Source organism: Streptomyces lucensis JCM 4490, assembly GCF_014650035.1.
Lineage (GTDB): Bacteria > Actinomycetota > Actinomycetes > Streptomycetales > Streptomycetaceae > Streptomyces > Streptomyces lucensis.
In genome coordinates, this window is sequence record NZ_BMUE01000004.1 from 23109 (window position 1) to 43107 (window position 19999).

The window sequence follows — 19999 nt, forward strand, 5'->3', positions numbered from 1 at the left end:
GCGGCGGCGGTCGGGGGCGCGGCGGGGAGCGGGGCCCGGGCCGGGGGGCCGGCCCGGGCGGTGCCGCCCGGGGGACGGGGTGTGTCACCGGCCTCCCCGGGCGTGGCGCGCGAGGTGGCGCAGGGCTTCGGCGAACTCCTCGGCGACACGGCGCACGGTCGCCGTGCCGTGGACCGCGGGCCGGTGGTGCCAGGTGAAGGCGAGCCGGCCGTGCTGGACGGCGCCCACCACCTCCAGCGGGTGCGACCCGGGGTCGCGGGGGTCGTGGTCCTGCCCGAAGGAGCCGTGTTCGGCGCGGACCAGGCCGCCGCCCTCCCCGGTCCCGGACCGGGCGTCCCACTGGCCGAGGTAGTTGAACACCACCTGGCTGTGCGCGTGGGCGCCGAGGCGTTCCCGCACCTCGGGCGGGCCGAAGGTGCGCAGCGCGCCGAAGCCGATCCCGTTGCCGGGCACGGCGCGCAGCTGGCGGCGCACCGACTTCACCAGGGACCGCCAGTCCCGGTCCGGGCCGAGGTCGTGGCGGTCGGCCACCTGGAGGGCGACCGGGTGGACGGTGGTGAACCAGCCGACGGTGCGGGAGAGGTCGACGCCGTCGAGCAGGTCCTCGCGGCCGTGGCCCTCCAGGTCCAGGCGGATCCGGTCCCGGCCGGTCCAGCGGGCTAGTGCCAGCGCGAGGGCGGCGAGCAGCACGTCGTTGACGCGCGTGCGGTAGGCGGTGGGCGCGGAGCGCAGCAGCGCGGCGGTGTCCTCCTCGTCGAGTTCCACGCTCACCGTGGCGGCCGGGCCCGCGCCGGACGGCGCGGCCGGGCCCGCCGGTTCGGGTGCGGCGCGCACCGCCTCCTCCCAGTGGGGCAGTTCGTGGTCGAGACCGCCGTCGGCGACGTGCGCGGCCAGGCGCGTGGCCCACTCGCGGAAGCTGGTGCCGCGCTCCCCCGGGGTGACCGGGTCGCCCGCGACGGCCTGCCGGTAGGCGCTCTCCAGGTCGTCGCGCAGGATGCGCCAGGAGACGGCGTCCACCACCAGGTGGTGGGCGACGAGCAGGAGGTACGCCGGCCGGTCCGGTTCGCCGGTGAACAGGGCCGCGCGCAGCTGCGGGCCCCGGGCCAGGTCGAAGCCCGCGTGCAGTTCGTCCGCGGCCTTGGCCATGGCCGCGTCGGCGTCCTCGGCGGACAGGCCCGTCAGGTCGTGGTGCGCGAGGACGTCGCGGCCGCCGCCGGGCGGCGGGTTGAACTGCCGCCAGCCGGAGCCGTCGCCGGACCGGGTGAAGGTCATGCGCAGGGCGTCGTGGTGGTCCAGCAGCGCGTCGAGCGCGGCGCGCAGCGCGTCCGGGTCGGGCGTGCCGTCGAGTTCGAGCAGCGCCGACTGGTTGAAGTGGTGGTGGGCCGCGCGGGGGGTGGTCAGGAACCACTCCTGGATCGGCGTCAGCGGTACCTCGCCGGTCTCCGGGCCCCGCTCGGTGCGCTGGGGCGCGGCCCGTACGACGCCGGCGAGTTCGGCGACGGTCTGGTGCGTGAACAGGTCGCGGGTGGCGACGTGCAGGCCGTCGCGGCGCAGCCGGGAGACGACCTGCATGCTCAGGATGGAGTCTCCGCCGAGTGCGAAGAAGTTGTCGTCGGCGCCGACCTCGTCGACGCCCAGCACGTCGGCCCAGATCCGGGCCACGCGGCGTTCGGTCTCGGTGCGCGGCGCGGTGCGCGGTCCGTCGGCGGCCTGGGCGGGTCCGGGTGCGGGCAGGGCCCGCCGGTCGGTCTTGCCGTTCGGGGTGAGCGGCAGCCGGTCGAGCGTGACGAACACGGACGGCACCATGTGCGGGGGCAGCTGTCCGGCCAGGTGCAGCCGCAGTTCGCCGGTGGGCGGCCCGGCGGACGGCTCCGCGGGGACGACGTAGGCGACGAGCCGGGCGGGCGCGCCGGGTGTGTCTCCGCTGCGGACGACCACGGCCGCGTCCCGCACCAGGGGGCTGCGGCGCAGCGCGCTCTCGATCTCCCCGGGCTCGATGCGGTAGCCGCGCAGTTTGACCTGTTCGTCGGCGCGTCCGGCGAAGAGGAGCCGGCCGTCCGCGGTCCAGCGGACCAGGTCCCCGGTGCGGTACATCCGCTCCCCCGGCGCGCCGAACGGGTCGGCGGTGAAGCGCCGGGCGGTCAGCCCGGGCCGGCCGAGGTAGCCGCGGGCGAGGCCGGGGCCGGCTATGTACAGCTCGCCGGTGACGCCGGCCGGTACGGGCCGCAGGGCGGCGTCCAGGACGTACACGCGGGTGTGGCCGGAGGGGCCGCCGATGGGCGGGGCGCCGGTACCGGGGGTCAGCGGGCCGGTCCAGGTGGCGACGACGGTGGCCTCGGTCGGGCCGTAGGAGTTGACCATGCGGCGACCGGGGGCCCAGGTGTCCACCAGGTCGGCCGGGCAGGCCTCGGCGCCCACGATCAGGGTGCGCAGTGCGGGCAGGGCGGCGGCCGTCTCCGGCGGGACGGTGGCCAGCGCGGCCGGCGGGATCAGGGCGTGGCTGATCCGCCGCTCGGTGAGCACCTCCGCCAGCCGTTCCCCGACCAGCGGCCCCTCCTCGCCGGTGACCAGCGCGGCCCCGCTGAGCAGGGAGACGCACAGCTCCAGCACGGAGGCGTCGAAGCTGGGCGAGGCGAACTGCAGCACCCGGTCGCCGGGGCCCGCCGCGTACTGTTCGGCGGCGGCCGCCGCGAAGGAGGCGAGGCCCTGATGGGTGACGACCACGGCCTTGGGGGTGCCGGTGGAGCCGGAGGTGTAGATGACGTAGGAGGGGTGGGCGGGGGTGAGGGGGCCGGTGCGGTCGGCGTCGGCCGGTGCCGTCCCGGGGCCGTCTGCGGCCCAGACCTCGGCCGGGTCGTCGAGGACCAGGTGGGCGCCCGCGTCCCGGATCATGAACTCCCGGCGCTGGGGCGGGTAGCCGGGGTCGACGGGCAGGAACGCGCCGCCGGCCTTGGCGACGGCGAGCTGGGCCACCACGGTCGCCGCCGAGCGGGGCAGGGCCAGGGCGACCACGCGCTCCGGTCCGACGCCGTCCCGGACGAGCCGGTGGGCCAGCCGGTTGGCCGCCCGGTCCACGTCGGCGTAGGTCAGCTCCCGGTCGCCGTCCACGAGGGCCACCGCGTCCGGGGTCCTGGCCGCCTGCCGCTCGAACAGGGCGGGCAGGGTGGACTCGGGCACCGGGCGGAAGGCGCCGCGGCCCTGGTCCAGGAGGGTCCTCAGCTCGTCGCCGGTGGTGAGCGGCAGGGCGCCGAGCGGGCGGTCGGGGTCCTCGGCGACGGCGTCCAGCAGGGTGGTGAGCTGGCGGGCCATCCGGGCGGCGGTGGCCGGGTCGAACAGGCCGGTGTTGTAGGTGAGCAGGCCGTGCAGCGCGCCGGAGCCGGTCTCGGCGAACTCCAGGGTGAGGTCGAAGGGCGCCTGCTCCGACTCGGGTTCGACGTCGGTGACGTCCAGCCCGGGCAGGTCGAGCCCGTCGCGCGGGGTGTTCTGCAGGACGACCATCACCTGGAAGAGCGGTGTGCGGCTGGTGTCGCGGACCGGCTGCACCTCGTCCACGACCCGTTCGAACGGCACGTCCTGGTGGGCGAAGGCGTCCAGGACCGTCTGCCGTACGGCGGTCAGGAAGCCGGTGAAGGGCAGGCCGGCCTCGGCCCGGGAGCGCAGCACCAGGGTGTTGACGAAGAAGCCGACGAGGGCCTGGGTCTCCGGCCGGTCCCGGCCGGAGGCGACGGTGCCGACCGCGACGTCCTCGGCGCCGCAGATCCGGGCGAGGTAGGCCTGGGCGGCGGCGACGAGCGTGGTGAACAGGGTGGTTCCCTGTTCGCGGGCGAGCCGGGAGAGCCGCCGGGCGGTGTCGGCGGGGACGGTCAGCCGGGTGCTCGCGCCGGCGCTGGTGCGCACCGGCGGCCGGGGCCGGTCGGTGGGCAGCTCCAGCGGGGCGGTGCCGGTCAGCTGCCGCTTCCAGTAGGCGAGGTGTTCGTCCGCGCCCGTGTCCCCGGCGGTGCGCTGCCAGTGCGCGTAGTCGGCGTACTGCACCGGCAGCGGCGGCAGCTCCTCCTGCACGGCGCCCAGTTCGGCGCGGTAGTGGTGGGCGAGATCACCGAGCAGGACCGCGGTGGACCAGCCGTCGGTGACGATGTGGTGCAGGGTGAGGGTGAGCACGTGGTCGTGCTCGGCGAGGCGGACCAGGCCGGCCCGCAGCAGGGGCCCTCGCCGCAGGTCGAAGGGGCGGGCGCGCTCCTCGGCGAGCAGCCGGCGCAGCGCCGGCTCCTGCTGCTCGGCACCGGTCCGGGACAGGTCGTGCAGGGGCAGCGGCACGTCCTGCGGCGGGTGGACGATCTGCACGCCGTGCCCGTCGACGCTGTCGAAGGTGGTGCGCAGCGACTCGTGCCGGGCCACGACGGCGCCGAGGGCCGCGCGCAGCGCGCCGGTGTCCAGGGTGCCCCGCAGCCGCAGGGCGAGAGCGGTGACGTACTCGGCGCCGCCGGGCTCGAACTCGTCGAGGAACCAGAGGCGTTGCTGGGCGTGGGACAGGGGTGCGACCGCGTCCCGGGCGACCGGGGCGATCTCCGGGCGGCCCGAGCCCTGCCGCTGCCCGAGCAGCCGGGCCAGCGCGGCCGGCGTGGGGTGTGTGAACACCGTGCGCGGGGTGACGTCGGTGTCGAAGGTCTCGGCGAGGCGGGAGGCGAGGCGGATGCTGAGGATGGAGTCGCCGCCGAGCTGGAAGAAGTCGTCCTCCACGCCCGGCGGTTCGCTGCCCAGCACCTCCGCGAAGACGCCGACCGTGCGGTGCTCGGCCTCGGTGCGGGGCGCGACCCGCGCGGGCCGGTGCGTGGTCCCGGGTGCGGGCAGGGCGGCGCGGTCGACCTTGCCGTTGCGGCTGAGCGGGAGGGTGTCGAGCGGTACGAACGCGCTGGGGACGAGGTAGTCGGGCAGGATGCGGGCGGCGAACGCCGACAGCTCCGCCACGTCCCGCCCGCCCGGTCCGACGACGTAGGCCACGAGCCGTCTGGCGCCCGGCCGGTCCTCGCGGGCCAGGACGGCCACGTCCGTGAGCGCGGGGTGGGCGGCGAGCGCGGCCTCCACCTCGCCGGGCTCCACCCGGAAGCCGCGGATCTTCACCTGGTCGTCGGCGCGGCCCAGGAACTCGACGGTGCCGTCCGGGCGCCGCCGGGCCAGGTCGCCCGTGCGGTACATGCGGGCGCCGGGCGGGCCGGACGGGTCGGCCAGGAAGCGGGCCGCGGTGTCGCCGGGACGGCCCAGGTAGCCGCGGGCGACGCCTTCTCCGGCGAGGTACAGCTCACCGGGGCAGCCGGGCGGCACGGGGCGCAGCCGGGCGTCCAGGACGTGGACCCGCATGTCGTCCAGCGGCCGGCCGATGGGCACGGTGCCGGGCACGGCGGCCGGGTCGGTGAGGGCGAAGGAGGTCGCGAAGGTGGTGGTCTCGGTGGGCCCGTAGCCGTCCACCACGGTGAGGCCGGGGCAGGCGGCCAGCACCCGCCGCACGGCCTGCGCGGGGACGACGTCGCCGCCGGTCCACACCTGCCTGAGGCCCCGGAAGCAGTCGGGCGCGTCCTGGGCGAGCAGCCGGAACAGGCCGGCGGTGAGCCACAGCGCGGTGAGTCCGCCGCCGCCGGCGAGCCGGCGCAGCAGGGGCGCGTCCACGCTCTCGCCGGGTGCCACCAGCACGCGGCCGCCGTTGAGGAGCGGCGCCCACACCTCGAAGGTGGCGGCGTCGAAGGCGACCGGCGAGTGCAGCAGCACGCGGTCGCACACGCCGTCGGCGAACCGGCTGTCGGTGGCCAGCGCCGCCACGTCCCGGTGCCGCACGGCGACCGGCTTGGGCATGCCGGTCGAGCCGGAGGTGAACATCACGTACGCCAGCCGGTCGGGGTCGGCGGACGGGATGCGCGCCGGCCGGTCGCCGGTGCGGGCGGCGGCCACGTCGGCGGCGGTGATCCGGACGGAGGCGCCCGCCCGCCCGAGCAGCATGCGGCGGCGCTCCTCGGGAGCGCGGGCGTCGACGGGGACGTAGGCGCCGCCGGCCATGAGCACCGCGAGCTGGGCGACGACGAGTTCGGCCGAGCGGTCCATCAGCAGGGCCACCCGGTCCTCCGCGGCCAGCCCGCCGGCCAGCAGACCGGCGGCCAGCGACGCCGCCCACTCGTGCAGTTGGCGGTAGGTCAGCTCCCGGTCGCCGTCGGTCACGGCGACCGCGCCGGGAGTGCGGCGGGCCTGCTCGGCGAACAGGTCCACGGGGCTGTGCGGGACCGTCCGGCGGGCGGGGGCGTGCCAGGCGGCCAGCAGGGCGCGGTCGGCCGGGGTCAGCAGGTCCAGGCCGGCCAGGTCGGTGTCGAGGCCGTCGGCGAGCGTGGTGAGCAGGGCCGCCAGCCGGTCCGCGGCGCGTTCGGCGGTGCCGGGGTCGAACAGGGCGGGGTCGTAGGCCAGGTCGAAGCCGAGGCGTCCGGCGAGGTGGGCGCGCAGGCACCACGGGAAGGTGGTGGCGTCGTCGGCGCGGACCTCCTCGACCCGGACGCCGGTGCGCGCGGTGGCCGCCTCGTCCACCGGGTAGTTCTCGAACACCACCATGCTGTCGAAGAGCGGCTCGCCGGACGGGATGTCGCTGACGGCCTGGATCCGGGGCAGGGCGAGGAAGTCGAAGCGGCGGGCGTCGCTCTGCCGCTCCTGCAGTTCTAGCAGCCACTCCAGCACCGGTCCGGCGGGGACGCGGACGCGGGTCGGCACGGTGTTGATGAACATGCCGATCATGCCCTCCACGCCGGGCAGTTCGGCCGGGCGGCCGGAGACGGTGGTGCCGAACACCACGTCGTCCCGGCCGCTGGAGCGGGCCAGCAGCAGCGCCCAGGCGCCCTCCACGACGGTGTTGACGGTGAGCCCGGCCCGGGCGGCGCACCGCGCCAGCCGCCGCGAGACCGCCTCGTCCAGCTCGTGGTGGACGGCCGCCGCGGACCGGGCGCGGTGGGCCTGGGCGGGCGAGCGGTCGTACGGCAGCGGGGTGCGGGCGGTGAACCCGGCCAGGGCCTCGGCCCAGTGCCGCTCGGCCGCCGTCTCGTCCTGTGCGCCCAGCCAGCCGAGGAAGTCCGCGAACGGCCGCCGCACCGGGGGCGCCGGGTCGGGGCCGCCGGTGAGCGCGGCGTAGCGTTCGCAGACCTCGGTGAGCAGCTGCCCGGTGCTCCAGCCGTCGAGGACGATGTGGTGGGTCGACCACAGCAGCAGCACCTCGTCGCCGGGCAGGGCGGCCAGGGTGAGGCGGGTCAGCGGCGCGGTGGTGAGGTCCATGCCCGCCGCCCGGTCCTCGGCGAGCAGCCGTTCGACGGCCTCCGCCCGCAGCCCGGGCGTCAGGGTCCGCCAGTCGAGGTGGGTGACGGGCAGCCCGGCGTGGCGGTGGACCACCTGGACCGGGTGGGGCAGGCCCCGCCAGTGCACGCTGGTGCGCAGCGCCGGGGTGCGGTCGGCGACCTGCTGCCAGGCCGCGGCGAAGGCGCGCGGGTCGGCCACGCCGGACAGTCGCACGGCCGTCCGGTCGAAGTAGGCGTGCTCGGTGTCCACCAGGCCGTGGAAGAGCATGCCGGCCTGGAGCGGGGTGAGCGGCAGGACGTCCTCGACGTGCCGTCCGCTGCCGACGAGCCGGTCCAGCTGCTCCTGGGCGAGGCCGGCCAGCGGGAAGTCGGAGGGGGTGCGGCCCCCCGCCGCGGGATCGGCGCAGTGGGCCACGACGTCCCGCAGGGCCTCGGCCGTCTCCTCGGCGAGGCGGCGGACGGTGTCCTCGTCGTAGACGGCGGGCGGGTAGGTCCAGCCGAGTTCCAGCCGGCCCTGCTGGACCGCCCCGGTGATGTCCAGGAGGTAGGGGCGGGGCTCGTCCGGGTCGGTGTCCCGGCCGGCCGGGGGCAGCGCGCCGCGGACGAGGCCGTCGGCGCCGGTGCCGGCGTCCCACTGCCCGTGGTAGTTGAAGCCGACCTGCGGGGCCGGGCCGCCGCCGAGGGGGCTGCCGGGACGCAGGTGGCGCAGGGCTCCGTGGCTGAGGCCGTGCAGCGGCACGGCGCGCAGCTGTTCCTTGACCGAGCGGAGGGTGTCGTGCCAGGCGGCGTCCGGGTCGACGCGCAGGGCGAGGGGGAACTCGGCGGTGAACCAGCCGACGGTCCGGGACAGGTCCACGTCCTCGAACAGGTCCTCGCGGCCGTGGCCCTCGACGCCGAGCAGCACGGTGTCGCGTGCGCACCAGCGGGCCAGGGTGCGGCCCAGCGCGCTGAGCAGGACGTCGTTGACCTGGGTGCGGTACACCTCGGGGACCCTGCGCAGCAGGGCCTCGGTCGTGCCGGCGTCCAGGGTGACGGTGAGCGTGGCGGCGGTGCCGTGGGTGTTGCGGCCGGGCCGGCCGGCGGGCAGAGCGGCCGGGGCCTCGGCGGTGCGCGTCCAGTACGGCAGGTCCGCGTCGAGGGCGCCGGAGCGGGTGTGCCGGTCGAGGCGGGCGGCCCAGTGGCCGTAGGAGGTGCCCGGGGCGGGCAGCTCGACGGGCCGGCCGGCCGCGGCGGCCCGGTGTGCGGTCTCCAGGTCCGCCAGCAGGATGCGCCACGACACCCCGTCGATCACCAGATGGTGGGCGGTGATGACGAGTTGGCCCGCGCGATCGGGTCCGCGGTCGAAGTGCAGGACGCGTACCACCCGGCCCTCGGCCGGGTCGAGGGCGGCCTGGGCCGCGTCGGTGAGCCGCTGGACCTCCGTCTCCACTGCCGTGTCGTCCAGGGCGGCCACGTCGTGGCGGGTGACGGCGCCGGCCGGCGCCTCGGGCAGGACTTCCTGGCGCCAGCCGTCGCCGGTGCGGTGGAAGCGGGTGCGCAGGGCCGGGTGGTGGCGCAGGAGGGCGTCGGCGGCCGTCCGCAGTGCCGGGGCGTCGGTGTCCGGGGCGAGTCGGAGGCGCTGGGTCATGGTGAAGCGCAGCCTGTCCCCGGGTTCGCGGCCGTCCAGGTACCAGTGCTGGATCGGGGTGAGCGGGGCCTCGCCCGTCTGCTCGGCGGTGTCCTGCCGCGGTGCCGACTCGCGGACGACGAGGGCGAGTTCGGCGACGGTCTGGTGGCGGAAGACGTCCTTGGTGGTGAGTGCGAGTCCGGCCTGCCGGGCGCGGGAGACGATCTGGATGCTGAGGATGGAGTCGCCGCCGAGCGCGAAGAAGTTGTCGCGCGCGCCGACCCGTTCGACGCCGAGCACCTGCGCCCAGATCGCGGCCAGGCGTTCCTCCGTGCCGGGCCGGGGGGCGACGTACGGGGTGCCGCTGTCGGGCTGTGCGGGCGGGGCGGGCAGGGCGCGGCGGTCGGTCTTGCCTCCGGCGGTGCGCGGGATGCGGTCCAGCGTGACGAACGCGGCGGGGACCATGTGGTCGGGCAGGGTGCGGCGCAGCGCCACGCGCAGGGCGTCGGCGGCCGGGACGCGCCCGGCGGCGGGCATCACGTAGGCGACCAGCATGAGCCGGCCGGCGTGCTCCCGCGCGGCCACCGCGGCGTCGGCGACGTCCGGGTGGTCACGGAGGGCGGCCTCGATCTCGCCGGGCTCGATGCGGAACCCGCGGATCTTGACCTGTTCGTCCACGCGGCCGAGGAACTCCAGCAGCCCGTCCCGGTCGAAGCGGGCCCGGTCCCCGGTGCGGTACATCCGCTCCCCCGGCGCGCCGAACGGGTCGGCGAGGAAGCGGGCGGCGGTGAGGCCGGGCCGGCCCAGGTAACCGCGGGCCACCTGGGCGCCGGCCAGGTAGAGCTCCCCGGGCATCCCGGGCGGCACCGGGCGCAGTGCGCCGTCGAGGACGTAGGCGCGCAGGTTGCCGCCGGGGCGGCCGATGGCCGGGCGGCCGGGCCGGTCGGCGCAGCGGCCGTAGACGGCGTCGACGGTGCACTCGGTCGGCCCGTACATGTTGTAGACGGCGATGCCCAGTTCGCTCTCCGCGGCGACGAGTTCGCGCCAGGCGGCCGCGGTGAGGGCCTCTCCGCCGACGAGCAGCAGGCGCGGGTGGTGCCGTCCGGGGGCGAGCAGTCCGGCGGAGGTCAGTTCGCGCAGGAAGGACGGGGTGACGTTGACCAGGTCGAGGCGGTGCTCGGCGACCTGGGCGCAGAACGCCTGGGGGTCCAGGCGTACGTCCTCGTCGAGGAGGTGGACCTCGTGGCCGAGGGCGAGCAGCAGCGGCCCCTCCCAGGAGGTGTCGAAGGAGAAGGAGGCGCTGAGCGCGGCCCGCAGCCGCCGCCCGCCGCCGGTGTGCGGGGCGAGCAGGCGCGCGCGGTGGTCGTGGCAGAGGTTGGCCAGGTTCCGGTGCTCGACGGCCACGCCCTTGGGGCGGCCGGTGGAGCCGGAGGTGTGGATGAGGTAGGCGGTGTGCTGCGGCAGCAGCGGCCGCACCCGGTCCGCGTCGGTCGGGTCGTGGTCCGGCAGCTGGTCCCATGGAACGTCGCCGAGGCCGGTGAGCACCGTGTGCGGACGGGTGTCGGCGAGCAGGAAGTCGACCCGTTCCTCGGGCAGTTGCGGATCGAGGCAGAGCAGGGTGGCGCCTGCCTTGAGGACGGCGAGCACCGCCACCACCAGGCCGGAGGTGCGCGGGAGCCGTACGGCGACCACGTCCTCGGGGCCGGCGCCGCGGGCGATGAGGTGGTGGGCGAGCCGGTTGGCGCGGGCGTTGAGGGTGCCGAGGTCGAGGGTTGCGTCGCGGGCCACCAGGGCGGTTTCGTCGGGCGTGCGGGCGGCCTGCGCCTCGAACAGGGCGGGGTAGGTGGTGGCCGGCCCGGGCAGCACGGCGCCCTGTCCGTGGGCGAGCACCTGGCGCCGCTCGGCACCGGTCATCAGCGGCAGGGCGCCCACGGCCCGCTCCGGGGCCTCGGCGACGGCCTCCAGCAGGATCCGCAGCCGGGCGGCGAGCCACTCGGCGGTGCCGGCGTCGAAGAGGCCGGTGCTGTACTCGAGGTGACCGGTCAGGCCGCCGTCGGTCTCGACGAAGTCGAAGGCGAGGTCGAAGGTGGCCGTGCGGACCGGCGGGGTCACCGGCTCGACGGCCAGTCCGGGCATCCGGGGCGCCTCGTTGCCGAGGTTGTGCAGGGCGACCATGACCTGGAACAGCGGGGTGCGGCTGGTGTCCCGCTCGGGCTGGACGGCGTCCACCACCCGCTCGAACGGCACCTCCTGGTGGGCGAACGCGTCCAGCACGGTGGTCCGCACCTCGGTGAGCAAGTCCCGGAAGGGCAGTTCGGGGCGTATCCGGGCGCGCAGCACCAGCGTGGTGACGAACATGCCGACCACGTCGTGGAGTTCGGGCCGGTCGCGGCCCGCGGTGACGGTGCCGACGGTCAGGTCCTCCTGGCCCGCCCAGCGGGCGAGCAGGACCTGGCAGGCGGTCACCAGGGTCATGTAGAGGGTCGCGTCGGCCTCCCTGCCCCGCTCGCGCAGCCGCTCGGTCAGTGCGGCGGGCAGGGTGAAGGTGACCAGGGCGCCGTCACGGGTGCGGACGGCCGGGCGGGGCCGGTCGGTGGGCAGCTCCAGCGGTGTGACGCCGTCGAGGGCCCGCCGCCAGTGGGCCAGTTCGGTCTCGGCCCGCTCGGCGCGGGCGCGCTGCCAGGTGGCGTGGTCGGCGTAGCGGACGGGCAGGGCGGGCAGTTCGGGGCGGCGCCGTTCGCGGGCCGCCGCGTACAGCTCGCCCAGGTCGCGGGCGAGCACGCCGACGGACCAGCCGTCGGTGACGATGTGGTGCACGGTCAGGACGAGGACGTGCTCGTCGTCGGCGAACCGGGCCAGGCGGGCGCGCAGCAGGGGGCCGGCGGCCAGGTCGAACGGGGTGGACGCTTCGCGGTCCAGGAGGGCGTCCAGGGCGGCGGTGTCCGCGAGGTCCTCGACCGGGAGGTCCACCGGGCACGGCGGGTGCACGATCTGCCGGGCCTGTCCGTCGTGTTCGGCGAAGGTGGTGCGCAGTGCCTCGTGCCGGGCGGTCAGGCCGTCCAGGGCCGTGCGCAGGGCGGCGGTGTCGAGCGGGCCGCGCAGCCGCAGCACGGACAGCGTCGTGTACTCGGTGCTGCCGGGCTCGAACCGGTCGAGGAACCACAGGCGTTGCTGGGCGTACGACAGCGGCGCCGGGATCCGCGGATCGGTGGCCGGGATGACGTCGGCGGCGGCCCCCGGCCGGGGTTCGCCGAGGGCGGCGGCGAGGCCGGACAGCGTGGAGTGGGTGAACAGCAGCCGGGGTGAGACGTCCGTGCCGAAGGCGGCGCGCAGGCGGGAGGTGACGCGGACGGCGAGGATGGAGTCGCCGCCGAGGGCGAAGAAGTCGTCGTCGGCGCCGACCTCGTCCGTGTCGAGGACGTCCGTCCACGCGGCGGCGACCAGTCGTTGCGCGGGGGTGCTCAGCGGGGTGCGGGTGCCGTCGGCGGCGAAGCCGTCCGGTCCGGGCGCGGGCAGGGCGCGCCGGTCGAGTTTGCCGTTGACGGTGAGCGGCAGCCCGGCCATCGGCACGTAGGCGGCCGGGACCATGTGCGCGGGCAGCAGCCGTCCCAGGTGTGCGCGGAGTTCGGCGGCGGGCGGGGGCGGCGCGGCACGGTCGCCGCTGCCGGTGCCGACGACGTGGGCGACCAGCCGGCGCGTTCCGGCGCTGTCCTCGTAGACGCCGACGGTGGCGGCGCCGACGCCCGGGTGGCCGTGCAGGGCGGCCTCGATCTCGCCGGGTTCGATGCGGTAGCCGCGGATCTTCACCTGCTGGTCGGAGCGGCCCAGGTACTCCAGGGTGCCGTCGGCCCGCAGGCGGGCCCGGTCCCCGGTGCGGTACATCCGGGTGCCCGGCCGGCCGAACGGGTCGGCGGGGAACCGGGCCGCGGTGAGGCCGGGCCGGCCGAGATAGCCGCGCGCCAGGCCCTCGCCGGCGACGAACAGCTCGCCGACGGCGCCGGGCGGAACCGGCCGCAGGCCGGCGTCGAGGACGTACGTCCGCAGGTCGGGGATGCCGGCGCCGATCGGGCTCGCGGTGCCCGCGCGGACCGCCGGTGCGTCGAGGGGGGCGTAGGTGACGTGCACGGTGGTCTCGGTGATGCCGTACATGTTGACCAGCCGCGGCGCGGTGTCCGGGTGGCGGTCGTACCAGTCGGCGAGCCGGGCCACGTCCAGCGCCTCGCCGCCGAAGACGACGGTGCGCAGCGCCAGCCGGGAGCTCACGTCCGGCAGTTCGGCGTCCGCGCGCATCAACGGGTAGAACGCGGACGGGGTCTGGTTGAGCACGGTGACCTGTTCGTCGGCGAGCAGGCGCAGGAAGTCCTCCGGGGAGCGGGCGGTGTCCTCGGGGACGATCACCAGCCGTCCGCCGTGCAGCAGCGGCCCCCACAGCTCCCACACGGAGAAGTCGAAGGCGTAGGAGTGGAACAGGGTCCACACGTCGTCGGGCCCGAAGCCGAACCAGTGCCGGGTGCGGGTGAAGAGGCGCACCACGTTGGCGTGCGGGACGACGACGCCCTTGGGCCGGCCGGTGGAGCCGGAGGTGTAGATGGCGTAGGCCGGGCTCTCGGGCAGCGGCCGGCGGGCGGGGTCGTCCGGTCCGGCGACCGGGCGCCGCTCCAGGTCGGCCCGCACTCCGGGGTCGTCCAGCGGCAGGACGGGGACGGCCGGGTCCGTCCCCGTCCCGTTGCGCGTGGTGGTGACGAGGGCCACCGGGCGGGCGTCGGCGAGCAGGTGCCGCACGCGTTCGGCTGGCAGTGCGGGGTCGATGGGCAGGTAGGCGGCGCCGGTCTTGAGGACGGCGAGGACGGCCACCACCAGATCGGTGGAGCGGGGCAGGGCGAGGGCCACGAACCGTTCCGGCCCGGCGCCGAGTTCGGCGAGCCGGTGGGCGAGCCGGCCGGACCGCGCGTCCAGGGTGGCGTAGTCGAGGCGGTCGTCCCCGCAGGTGACGGCCTCGGCGCCGGGGGTGCGGGCGGCCTGGGCGGCGAAGAGGTCCACGAGGGTGGCGGTGGGCCGGCCCTCCTCGGTGCCGTTCCGGTCGGTGAGCATCCGCCGTTCCGCGGCCGTCGTCCAGGCGAGGGCGTCCAGCGGCCGGTCCGGGTCGTCGGCCAGTTCGGTGAGGAGCAGGCACAGCCGGCCGGCGAGGGACCGCACGGTCGTGGCGTCGAACAGTGCCGGGTCGTAGGCGAGGTCGAAACCGAACCGCTCGCCCTGGTAGGCGCGCAGGACGAGCGCGTAGTTGGTGGCGTCGCGGGAGGCGACGTCGGCGAGGCGGATACCGGAGCCGGCCGCACGCGCCTGGTCGAAGGGGTAGTTCTCGAAGGCCACCATGCTGTCGAACAGAGGGCTGCCGGACGGCACGTCGCTGAGCGCGGTCAGCTCGGCCAGGGACACCGCGGCGAACCGCCGTGCCTCCGCCTGCGCCGCCTGCAGCTCCGCGAGCCACTCGGCGGCGCGGCGGCGGCCGTCCACCCGTACCCGGGTGGGCAGGGTGTTGATGAACATGCCCACCATGGACTCGGCGCCGGGCAGGTCGTCGGGGCGGCCGGAGACGGTGGTGCCGAACAGCACGTCCGGTTCGGCGCCGTACCGGGACAGCAGCAGCGCCCAGGCGCCCTGCACCACGGTGCCCAGGGTCAGTCCGGCCGCCCGGGCGGTACGGGCCAGCCGTGCGGAGACCTCCTCGGACAGTCCGGCCGTGTGCACGCCCGCGGAGCGGGTCTCGTGTCCCGGGCGCCGGACGCGGTCGGCGGGCAGCGGGGTGGGCGTGGCGAACCCGGCGAGGACGTCCCGCCAGTGGGCGCGCGCGGCCCCGGTGTCCCGGCCGGCCAGCCAGCGCACGTAGTCGCCGAAGGGCCGGCGGGCCGGGGGCCGCGGCTCGGCGCCCGTGGTGAGCGCCGCGTACTCCTCGAACACCTCGGTGAGCACCTGGGCCAGGCTCCAGCCGTCCAGGATCAGATGATGCGAGGTCCACAGCAGGTGCAGCCGGGCGTCGGGCAACCGGACGAGGGTGAGCCGCATCAGGGGCGCGGTGCCGAGGCCGATGCCGCGCGCCAGGTCGTCGGCGCGCAGCCGCTCCAGCCGGACGGCCCGCTCCTCCGGATCCGTCTCCCGCCAGTCCAGCTGCTCGACGGGAACGGTGACACGGCGGTGCACGACCTGGAGCGGCACCGGCACGTCCTCCCACACCACCGAGGTGCGCAGGGCCGGGGTGCGGTCGGTGACACGCTGCCAGGCCAGGGCGAGGGCGCCGGGGTCGGTCACGCCCTCCAGCAGCAGCGCGGCCTGGTCGACGTAGACGTCGTCCGGTCCGCCGACCAGCCGGTGGAAGAGCATGCCCTCCTGGAGGGGGGTGAGCGGCAGCAGGTCCTCCACGTCCCGGCCGTCACCGGCGAGCCGGTCCACCCCGGCCTGGTCGAGGCGGGCGAGCGGGAAGTCGGAGGGGGTGCGGCCGCCCGCGCCGGGACGGGCGCAGTGCTCGGTGACGGCGGTGAGCGCCCGCACCATCGCGTCGGCGAGACCCCGGATCGTGCCGGCCCGGTGGACCTGGTCGCTGTAGTGCCAGGTGATCTCCAGCTCGCCGTCGGCGACCAGGGCGGAGACGTCGAGGAGGTGGTCCAGGGGCGCGTCCGGGTCCATGTCCCGGCCGGGCACCTCGGCGACGGGCGCGAAGTCCCGCCCCTCGGACGCCTCCCACTGGCCGTGGTAGGTGAAGCAGACCTGGGGCAGCCGGAGTTCGGCGAGCCGCCGCGCGGCGGGCTGCGGCGAGCCGAGGTGGGCCAGCGCCTGGTAGCCGAGGCCGCGGCGGGGCACGGCCCGCAGCCGTTCCTTCACGGACTTCAGCGTCGCCCCCCAGTCGTCCGGTCCGGCCGGGGTCAGGGTGACCGGGTACTGGGTGGTGAACCAGCCGACGGTGCGGGACAGGTCGGCGCCCTCGGCCAGGTCCTCCTCGCGGCCGTGGCCCTCCAGGGCGACGGTCACCCGGTCGCTGCCGGTCCAGTCGGCGAGGACCCGGCCCAGCGCGCTCAGCAGCACGTCGTTGACCTGGGTGCGGTACACGCCCGGGACGCGGCGCAGCAGCGCCTCGGTGGTGGCGCGGTCCACGCGGGTGCGGACGGTGCGCACGGAACCGGCGAGCGGGGTGCCGGGGAGGTCGACGGGCAGCGGGGTGACCGGCTGCCCGGCCTCGGCCGTCCAGTACGGCAGGTCGTCGTCCAGGTCGCCGGCCCGCACCAGTTCGGCGAGCCGGTGCGCCCAGTCGGCGAACCCGGTGTGCTCGGGCTCCGGCCGGGGTTCCTCACCCGCCGCCGCCTGCCGGTAGGCCTGGGCGAGGTCGGCGAGCAGCACCCGCCAGGAGACGCTGTCGACCGCCAGGTGGTGGGCGGTGAGGAAGAGCCGCGGGCGGTCGCCGCCGTCGAGCAGGGCCGCGCGCAGCAGTGTTCCGGTGGCCGGGTCGAGGGCCGCGCGGGCGGTGCCGGCGGCCTCGGCGGGCGTGGTCCCGGGGCCGTACCGGGTGAGCAGGCCGGTGGCGGGACCGGTGGCCGGGTACTGCCGCCAGACGCCGTCGGCGCGGGTGAAGCGGGTGCGCAGCGCGGGGTGCCGGGCGACCACGGCGTCCAGCGCCCGCTCGAGGGCGGCCTCGTCGAGGTCGTGGGGCAGGTCGAGCAGCATCGACATGGTGAAGTGACGCAGCGGGCCGTGCGTGGCGAAGAACCACTCCTGGACCGGGGTCAGCGGGGCGGGCCCGTCCTGGGGCGGACGCCGCGGGGCGGGGACGGCGGCGGTGCGCCGGGACGCGGCGGCGGCCAGGTCGAGGACCGTCTGGTGGCGGAACACGTCCTGGGAGCCGATCGTCAGGCCCGCGGCGCGGGCCAGGGAGACGGCCTGGATGCTCAGGATCGAGTCGCCGCCCAGCTCGAAGAAGTTGTCCGTGACGCCCACCCGGCGCACGCCGAGCACCTCGGCCCAGACGCGGGCCAGGGTCTCCTCCTCGGGGGTGCGCGGGGCGACGTACTCCCGCTCCGGGTCGGCGCCGTCGAGGTCGGGGGCGGGCAGGGCGCGGCGGTCCAGCTTGCCGCTGGTGGTGAGGGGCAGCGCGTCGAGCGGGGTGAAGGAGGAGGGCACCCAGGCCTCCGGCAGGACCTGCCGCAGGGCCGCGCGCAGGTCGGCGGAGCCGGGCAGGGGCGCGCCGGGGGCGGGGACGACGTAGGCGGCGAGGCGGGTGTTGCCGTGCGCGTCGGGCACGGCGGCGACCGCGGCCGCGGCGACGCCGGGCAGCGCCAGCAGGGCGGCCTCGACCTCGCCGGGCTCGATGCGGTGGCCGCGCACCTTCACCTGGTCGTCGGCGCGCCCCAGGTAGTCGAGGCGGCCGTCGGCGGTCCAGCGGGCCAGGTCGCCGGTGCGGTACATGCGGGTGCCGGGCGGCCCGTACGGGTCGGCGGTGAACCGGGCCGCGGTGAGGCCGGGCCGGCCGAGGTAGCCCCGGGCCAGCTGGGCGCCCGCCAGGTACAGCTCGCCGCCGACGCCGGGCGGCACCGGGCGCAGCCGGTCGTCCAGCACATAGGCCCGTACGCCGGGCAGGGGGCGGCCGACCAGCGGGCGGTCCGTGCCGTCGATCCGGCAGGACAGCGCGTCGACCGTGCACTCGGTGGGGCCGTAGAAGTTGTGGGCGGCCAGGTCCGGGTGTGCGGCCAGCTCGTGCCACAGGGCGGGCCCGACGGCCTCGCCGCCGAGCATGAGGACCCGGGGGTGGTGCCGGGGGTCGGTGAGCAGTCCGGCGGGCAGCAGCTGGCGCAGGTAGGAGGGGGTGACGTCGAGGAAGTCGACGCGGTGTTCGACCACGTACGCGACGAGGGCGGCCGGGTCCATCCGGGTCACCTCGTCCACCAGGTGCAGCGGGTGGCCGTCGGCCATCAGCAGCACGCCTTCGAGGGAGGTGTCGAAGGAGAACGACGCGGTGAGGGCCACCCGCAGCGGGCCTCCCCCGGCCTCGGCGACGAAGCCCTCGCGGTGCGCGGCCAGCAGGAGCGCCGCCGACCGGTGGGCGACGGCGACGCCCTTGGGGCGGCCGGTGGAGCCTGAGGTGTGGATGACGTAGGCGGTGTTCGCGGGGTGCAGGGGGGCGCGCCGGTCGGCGTCGGTGGGGTCGGTGTCCGGGGCGGTGGCGGGTACGGCGCGCAGGGCGGCCTCGTCCAGGACGAGGGCGGGGCGGGCGTCGTCCAGCAGGAAGCGGACCCGTTCCCCGGGCAGCGCCGGGTCCAGCGGCACGTAGCCGGCGCCGGACTTCCAGACGGCGAGGATCGCCACGATCATGTCGGCGGTGCGCGGCAGCCGCAGCGCGACGAGCTGTTCCGGGCCGGCGCCGAGGGAGATGAGGTGGTGGGCGAGCCGGTTGGCGCGGGCGTTGAGCGTGGCGTAGTCCAGCCGTTCGCCGCCCGCGACGAGGGCGAGGGCGTCCGGGGTGCGGGCCGCGCGGCGCTCGAAGATCTCGGGGCAGGTGGTGTCGGCCGCCGGGAGCGGGGCGGGGTTCCAGTCGTGGACGACCTGTCGCGTCTCCTCGGGCGACAGCAGGGGCAGGCTGCCGAGCGGGCTGTCCGGGGCGTCGGCCGCGCCCTGGAGCAGGCGCAGCAGCTGTCCGGCCATCCGCTGTGCCGTGGCCGCCTCGAACAGGTCGGTGCGGTACTCCAGCAGACCGGTCAGGCCGTCCCCGTCCGGGACGAACTCGATGCTCAGGTCGAAGGTGGCGGCCTGCCGGGGCACGGTGACCGGGGCGGCGGCGAGTCCGTGCGGGGCGGTCGCGGCGGGCGGGTCGGGGTGCAGCAGCACCATCACGTCGAACAGCGGGTTGCGGCCGGCCTCGCGGGGTGCGCCGACCGCCTCCACGATCCGCTCGAACGGCGCGTCGCCGTGGGCGAAGGCGTCGTTGACGGTCTCGGCCGCGCGCGCCAGCAGGTCGCGGTAGGACCGGGACGCCTCGACGGTGGTGCGCAGCACGACGGTGTTCACGAAGAACCCGACGGCCCGTTCCAGGTCGGTGCGGGAGCGGCCGGGCGTGAGGGAGCCGATCGTGATGTCGTCCTGGCCGGACCAGCGGGCCAGCAGGGCCTGGACGGCGGCGACCAGCGCGGTGTGCAGGGTGCCGTGCTGTTCTCTCGCGAGGTCGCGCAGCCGCGCGGTGAGGGCGGGGGGCACGGTGAAGGTGTGGACGGCGCCCGCGCCGGCCTCCTCGCCGCGTCGCGGCCCGTCCAGCGGCAGCTCGGGTGCGGCCGCACCGGCCAGCTTCCCCTTCCAGTGGCCGAGCAGGCCCTCCAGGCGCTGCCCGGACAGCTGCTCGCGCTGCCACACCGCGAAGTCCGGGTACTGGGTGGCCACTCGGGGCAGCTCGGGGCGGGCGCCGCGGGCGAGGGCGTCGTAGGCGGTGCACAGCTCGTCCAGGACGACGCCCATCGACCAGCCGTCCGTCACGATGTGATGGGCCGTCAGCACGAGGACGTGCGAGGTGCCGGACTCGCGCAGCAGCAGGGCGCGCAGCAGGGGCCCGGCGGTCAGGTCGAAGGGGCGCGCGTACTCCGCCGCCAGGTCCGCGTCCAGGTCGCCGGCGTCCCGGACGGGCAGCGGCACCGGGCCCGCCGGGCGCACCGTCTGCGCCGGCCGGCCGCCGCTCTCCTCGAACGTGGTGCGCAGGGCCTCGTGACGGGCCACGACGGCCGCCAGTGCCTCCCGCAGCGCCCCGGTGTCGAGGGCGCCGGTGAAGCGGACGGCCACCGCGCTGTTGTAGCGGGGGTCGCCGGGCCGCAGCCGGTCCAGGAACCACAGGCGCTGCTGGGCGAAGGACAGCGGCAGCGGGCGGTCCCGGTCGGCGCGCGGGATGCCCTGCCGGGCGGCCGGGGCGCCGCCGGGCCGGCCCGCCAGCCGCCGCCGCAGCTTCTCGCGCAGTTCCTCGGGCAGGGCCTGGGCGCGGTCGCTGCGGGAGGGTCGCGCCGCGCCGGAGGAGGACGCGGAGCCTGAGGAAGAAGGGGTCGAAGACGTCATGGTC

The 19999-nt window shown here is 76.7% G+C and carries 1 protein-coding gene; it reads right to left on the reverse strand.

Going from position 1 to position 19999, the window contains the following annotated elements; genetic code table 11:
• Positions 1-84 precede the first annotated feature (84 nt).
• Complete coding sequence (locus tag IE177_RS11450) at positions 85-19995, reverse strand: non-ribosomal peptide synthase/polyketide synthase (protein WP_190015156.1); 19911 nt, start codon at positions 19993-19995, stop codon at positions 85-87.
• Positions 19996-19999 lie beyond the last annotated feature (4 nt).